Annotated in this window: 1 protein-coding gene (running past one end of the window); it reads left to right on the forward strand. The window is 70.5% G+C overall.

Going from position 1 to position 5,815, the window contains the following annotated elements; genetic code table 11:
* On the forward strand, positions 1-5,812 hold the final stretch of the coding sequence (locus tag FMQ63_RS02780) for a hybrid non-ribosomal peptide synthetase/type I polyketide synthase (RefSeq protein WP_020480779.1). The gene continues 7,334 nt to the left of window position 1, outside the view; only the last 5,812 of its 13,146 coding nucleotides appear in the window; its start codon lies beyond the left edge, outside the window; the stop codon is at positions 5,810-5,812.
* The last annotated feature ends 3 nt before the right edge of the window (positions 5,813-5,815 follow it).

Here is a 5,815-nt window from a genome sequence, read left to right on the forward strand (position 1 = left end):
GGGCTACGAAGCGCTCGCGGCGGGCCGGCCGTCGCCGCTGCCGGAACTCCCGATTCAGTACGCGGACTACGCTGTGTGGCAGCGCGGCTGGCTGGAGGGGCCGGGCATGGAAGCTCAGCTCGCGTACTGGAAGAAGCAGCTCGCGGGCGCGCAGGTGTTGGAGCTGCCAACGGACCGTCCGCGTCCCGCGCGCTGGACGGGCCGGGGTGGCCGTCTCCAGGTCTCCGTGGACAAGCCCGTGATGGACGCGGTGTGGGCCGTGGGCCGTCGCGAGGGAGCCACGCCCTTCATGGTGCTGACGGCGGCGTTTCAGACGCTGCTGCACCGGTACTCCGGGCAGGACGACGTCATCGTCGGCACATCCGCCGCGGGCCGCAACCGTCCGGAGCTGGAAGGGCTCATCGGCTGCTTCCTGAACACGCTCGCCATCAGAGGTGACCTGTCGGGAGCCCCCACCTTCGTGGAGCTGCTGCGCCGGGTGAAGGTGGCGTCGATTGGCGCGTATGCCCACCAGGAGATTCCGTTCGAGCGGCTGGTGGACGAGCTGCGCGTGCCGAGAGATCCGAGCCGCATGCCGCTGGTGCAGGCGATGCTCACGTTCCACAACACGCCGCCGGTCGAGGTCCGAACGCCAGGGCTGGGCGTGAAGATGGTGGAGCTGGACATCGGTGCCACCAAGGTGGACCTGTCACTGGAGTTGCGTGAGACGCCGCAGGGCCTCACGGGCGCATTGGAGTACCCGGCGGATCTGTTCGACCTGTCCACGGTGGAGTTGCTGTGGGAGCGCTTCGTCCGGCTGCTCCAGGGCATCGCCGCGAATCCGTCGCAGCGGGTGTCGGAGTTGCCGCTGCTGTCCGACGCGGAGCGCCAGCGGATGCTGGTGGAGTGGAACGACACCCGCGAGCCCTTCGCAGGGGACGCGACGCTGCATGGCTTGTTTGAGGCGCAGGCCGCTCGGACGCCGGACGCGGTGGCGGTGGTGGCCGAGGGCCAGCAACTCACGTACGCAGCGCTGGAGGAACAGGCCAATCAGCTCGCGCACCACCTGCGCACGCTGGGCGTAGGTCCCGAGGTCCGCGTGGGGCTGTGCGCGGAGCGCTCCGTGGAACTGGTGGTGGGGCTCCTGGGCGTGCTGAAGGCCGGCGGCGCGTTCGTCCCCTTGGACCCGGCGTACCCCACGGCTCGGTTGACGCACATGATGCGGGACGCCGGTCTGTCCGTGGTGGTGACGATGGATGCCATCGCGGACGTGCTCCCCGCGGGTGGCGAGCTGCTCGTCGCGCTGGACGGCGACAGACGCCAGCTCGCGCGCAACCCGTCGGAGCCACCTCGCGTGGGTTCGTTGCCGGAGCATCTGGCCTACGTCATCTACACGTCCGGCTCCACGGGTACTCCGAAGGGCGTGCTGGTGCCGCATCAGGGCCTCTGCAACACCCTGGGCACCATCATCCGGGCGCATGACGTGCGGCCAGGGCGGCGTGTGCTCCAGGCGGCGGCGCTCGGGTTCGACGCGTCCGTCCTGGAGGTGCTGTCCACGCTGGTGGCCGGGGCGGAGCTGCACCTGGCGCCGCGCGAGTCGCTGCTGCCGGGAGCGCCGCTGCGCGGACTGTTGGAGTCGCGGGGTATCACCACGGTGACGCTCACGCCTTCGTCCCTGTCGCAGTTGGAGCCGGAGGGCCTTCCCTTGCTGGAGACAGTCATCTCCGCCGGAGAAGCCTGCTCGCCGGAGCTGGCGCGGCGATGGAAGCCGGGGCGGCGACTGCTCAATGGCTACGGGCCCACGGAGGCGTCCGTCTGCGCGACGCTCTCCACCGAGCTGGACGTGGAGCGCCCGGACATCGGCCGTCCCGTCGCGAACATGCGTGCGTACGTGCTGGACGGGCGGGGGCAGCCCGTGCCTCCGGGCGTGCCGGGCGAGTTGTACCTGGGCGGACCGGGCGTGGCGCGTGGCTACCTGGGACGGCCGGAGCTGACGGCCGAGCGCTTCGTCCCGGATGCATTCTCGGGAGAGGCGGGGGCGCGGCTGTACCGCACGGGCGACCGGGTTCGCTTCCTCGCGGACGGGCGCCTGGAGTACCTGGGCCGTACCGACTTCCAGGTGAAGCTGCGTGGCTTCCGCATCGAACTGGGGGAAGTGGAGGCGGTGCTGCGCCAGTACCCCGACGTGCGTGACGCGGTGGCCCTCGTGCGCGAGGACACGCAGGGAGCGCGGAGGCTGGTGGGGTACGTCGTGCAAGCCGCGGAGCTGGACGCATCGGCGCTGCGCTCGTTCATGAAGGAACGGTTGCCCGACCATCTGGTGCCCGCTGCCTTCGTCGCGCTGGACGCGCTTCCGCTGTCACCCAGCGGGAAGGTGGACCGGGCGGCGTTGCCGGCTCCGGACGCCGCGCGCGGAGGCAACGCGAAGGTGTTCACCGAGCCGCGCACGGAAGCGGAGAAGGCGTTGGCCGCGCTCTGGACGCAGGTTCTTGGCGTGGAGCGCGTGAGCCTGCACGACAACTTCTTCGAGCTGGGCGGCGACTCCATCCTGGGCATCCAGATTGTCTCCCGGGCCAAGGCCCTGGGGCTGGAGCTGGAGCCGGCCATGCTCTTCGAGCGGCAGACGCTCGTGGAGTTGGCTGCCGCCGCCGGGACGGCGAAGGCAGGCACGGCGGAGCAGGGGCTGGTGGAGGGGCCCGTGCCGCTGACGCCCATGCAGCGCATCTTCTTCGACGAGTGGGCGTTACCTCAGCCGCACCACTACAACCTGGCCGCGGTGCTAGAGGTGCGCCGCCCGGTGGATGCCGCGCTGCTGGAGGAGGCGTTGCGGGCGCTGGTGTCGCACCATGATGCGCTCCGGCTGCGCTTCACGCGGGCGCCGGAAGGCTGGCGTCAGTCCATCGCGGGCGTGCCCGAGCGAGTGCCCGTGAGGCGCGTGGACCTGTCTTCCGTGCTGGAGGCGGAGCAGGGCGCCGCATTGGAGTCCGTGGGTGCGGAGGTCCATCAGAGCCTGGACCTGGGCGAGGGGCTGCTGCTGCGCGCGGCCTTGTTCGAGCGGGGCGCGGGCCGGACGTCCCGGCTGCTGCTGGTGGTGCACCACCTTGCGGTGGATGGTGTATCGCTCCGTCCGTTGCTGGAGGACCTGGAGACCGCGTACTCGCAGCTGGAGCGAGGCGCTCCGGTGTCACTGCCTCCGAAGACGACGTCCTTCAAGGCGTGGGCGGAGCGGCTGTTGTCGCATGCTCGGACGGATGAGGTGGCGCGCGAGCTGCCGCTCTGGAAGGCCTCGCGTGACGTCACTTCGCTCCCTGTGGACCTGCCAGGCGGCGAGGACACCGCGGGCTCGGAAGCGCTGGTGACGGTGACGCTGGGTGTGGACGAAACGAAGCCGCTGGTGGGCGAAGTGCCCCTGGCATACCGGGCGCGCGTGGATGAGGTGCTGCTCACGGCGGTGGCACGCGCGGTGTCCCGCTGGACGGGAAGCCGCAACGTGCGGCTGGAGCTGGAGGGACACGGGCGCGAGGCCCTCTTCGGTGACGTGGACCTGTCTCGCACCGTGGGCTGGTTCACCAGCACCTTCCCGCTGGAGGTGGAGTTGCCGGAGGCGGGAAGTCCAGGAGACGCGCTCCGGACGCTGCGGGATGCGCGGCGACTGTTGCCGGTGAATGGCATGGGCTACGGCTTGCTGCGCTACCTGCGCGAAGACACGGCCCAGACGCTGCGCGCCGCGCCGCGCGCGGAGGTGGGGTTCAACTACCTGGGGCAGCTCGACGCGGCGGCTCGGGGGGCGGAGCGCTTCCTCCTCACGGAGGAACCAAGCGGCGCGTGGCATGGCGCGGGAGGCCGCCGGCCGCACCGTCTCGAGGTGAATGCCGTGGTGTCCGAAGGCCGGCTGAAGGTGGCCTGGGCCTACAGCACGCGCGTCCACCAGCGGGCGACAATCGAAGCCGTGGCTGACGACTTCCTGTCATCGCTGCGCGAGCTGATGGAGGGCCGGAGTACGCCGGACGCGGCGCGCCGTTCGCCTGGGGACTTTCCGCTCGCGCGCCTCTCGTCCTCCTCCCTGGATCGCTTGCTACGGCAGTTCCCGGCCGTGGAGGACCTGTACCCGCTCACGTCGCTTCAGCAGGGCATGCTGTTCCATGTCGCGCTTGCGCCCCAAGGCTCGGGTGTCTTCCATGAGCAACTGGCGTGGACGTCACGCGGGAACGTGGATGTCGCCGCGCTGCGACGGGCGTGGGCGGTGGTCATCGCTCGCAACGCCGTCCTGCGAACGTCCTTCATCCACGAGGGACTGCCGGAGCCGCTCCAGGTGGTCCATGCCAAGGCGGACCTGCCCTGGACGGAGCACGACCTGCGCGGTGTTCCCGCCGAGGAGCAGCGCGCTCGGCTTGAGGCGCTGGTCCGTGAGGACCGTGCCCGTGGCTTCAACCTGGCGCCCGCGCCTCTGGCCCGGATGGAGGTGGTCCGCCTGGCCGAGCAGGAGTACCGCTTCCTCTGGAGCCACCACCATCTGGTGATGGACGGGTGGGGCGTGGGCGTGATGTTGCAGGAGGTCTTCGCCTGCTACGCGGCGCTGACGCAGGGGCGCGACGCTGCCTTGCCTCGCCCCGCGGCCTGGCGCGACTACATGTCCTGGTTGCAGCGGCAGGACTTGTCTCGTGCCGAGGCGTTCTGGCGGGAGGAACTCGCGGGCTTCACCACACCCACGCCGCTCCCCGGCGCCCGGACCGCCGCGCCCGGGATGGAGGCCGCCGTCACGGGTGAGGAGATTCTGTGGCTGTCGCAAGAAGCCACGGCCGCGCTTCAGGCCTTCGCACGGCGCAACGCGGTGACGCTCAACACGCTGACGCAGGGCGCGTGGGCGCTGCTCCTCGGGCGCCATGCGGGCCAGGAGGACGTCGTCTTCGGCGCCACAGTCTCCGGGCGTCCCGTGGACCTGCCAGACGCCGAGTCCATGGTGGGCCTGTTCATCAACTCGCTGCCCATCCGCGTGGGGCTGTCCTCCAACGCGCTGGTGGTGCCCTGGCTGCAGAAGCTCCAGGCACGGCAGCTGGAGATGCGGAAGTACGAGCACAGTCCGCTGGTCCAGGTGAAGGGCTGGAGCGACATGCCTCGGGGCCTGCCGCTTTTCGAGAGCCTGCTCATCTTCGAGAACTATCCGCTCGACACCTCGCTGGGACAGGGCGTGCCGGGGCTGGAGGTGGTGGACGTGGAGAGCCGTGAGCAGGGCAACCACCCGCTCATTGCCTATGTGGTTCCCGGTGACAGGCTGCGCTTGAGCCTGGCCTACGCTCCCGAGCTGCATGGCTCGGACGTGGTGGCCGAGTTGCTGGAGCACTGGCGCATCCTGCTGGAGGCACTGGCCTCTGGCGTGGAGCGGCTCGCCGACGTGGCGTTGCCGGGAGACGCCGAGCGGCTTCAGGCCATGGCCAAGGCGCAGGTGGGATCCATGGGGCACGCCGCGGAGTACGTCGCCCCCTCGACACCGGAGGAGCTGGCGCTGGCGGGGATCTGGACGGAGCTGCTCGGCCGGCCGCGCGTTGGCGCTCGGGACGACTTCTTCGCCTTGGGCGGACACGCCGGGATGGCCGCGCGGATTGTGGCGCGCGTGCGTGAAGCGTTGGGCGTGGAGCTGCCGCTGCCGGCGGTGTTCGAGTCGCCCACGCTCGCTGGCATGGCGGAAGTGGTGTCCCGGATGGCGGGCTCGATGAAGCAGCTCGCGGATGACGCCATCGCACCGGCGTCGAGGTCGCTGGACCCGGCCGCGTTGGACCAACTGTCGGACGAGGAACTGGACGCGCTGCTGGACGCGACCGAGGTGGAGAGCTGAGCC

It is taken from the genome of Myxococcus sp. CA005, from assembly GCF_006518205.1.
GTDB lineage: Bacteria > Myxococcota > Myxococcia > Myxococcales > Myxococcaceae > Myxococcus > Myxococcus xanthus.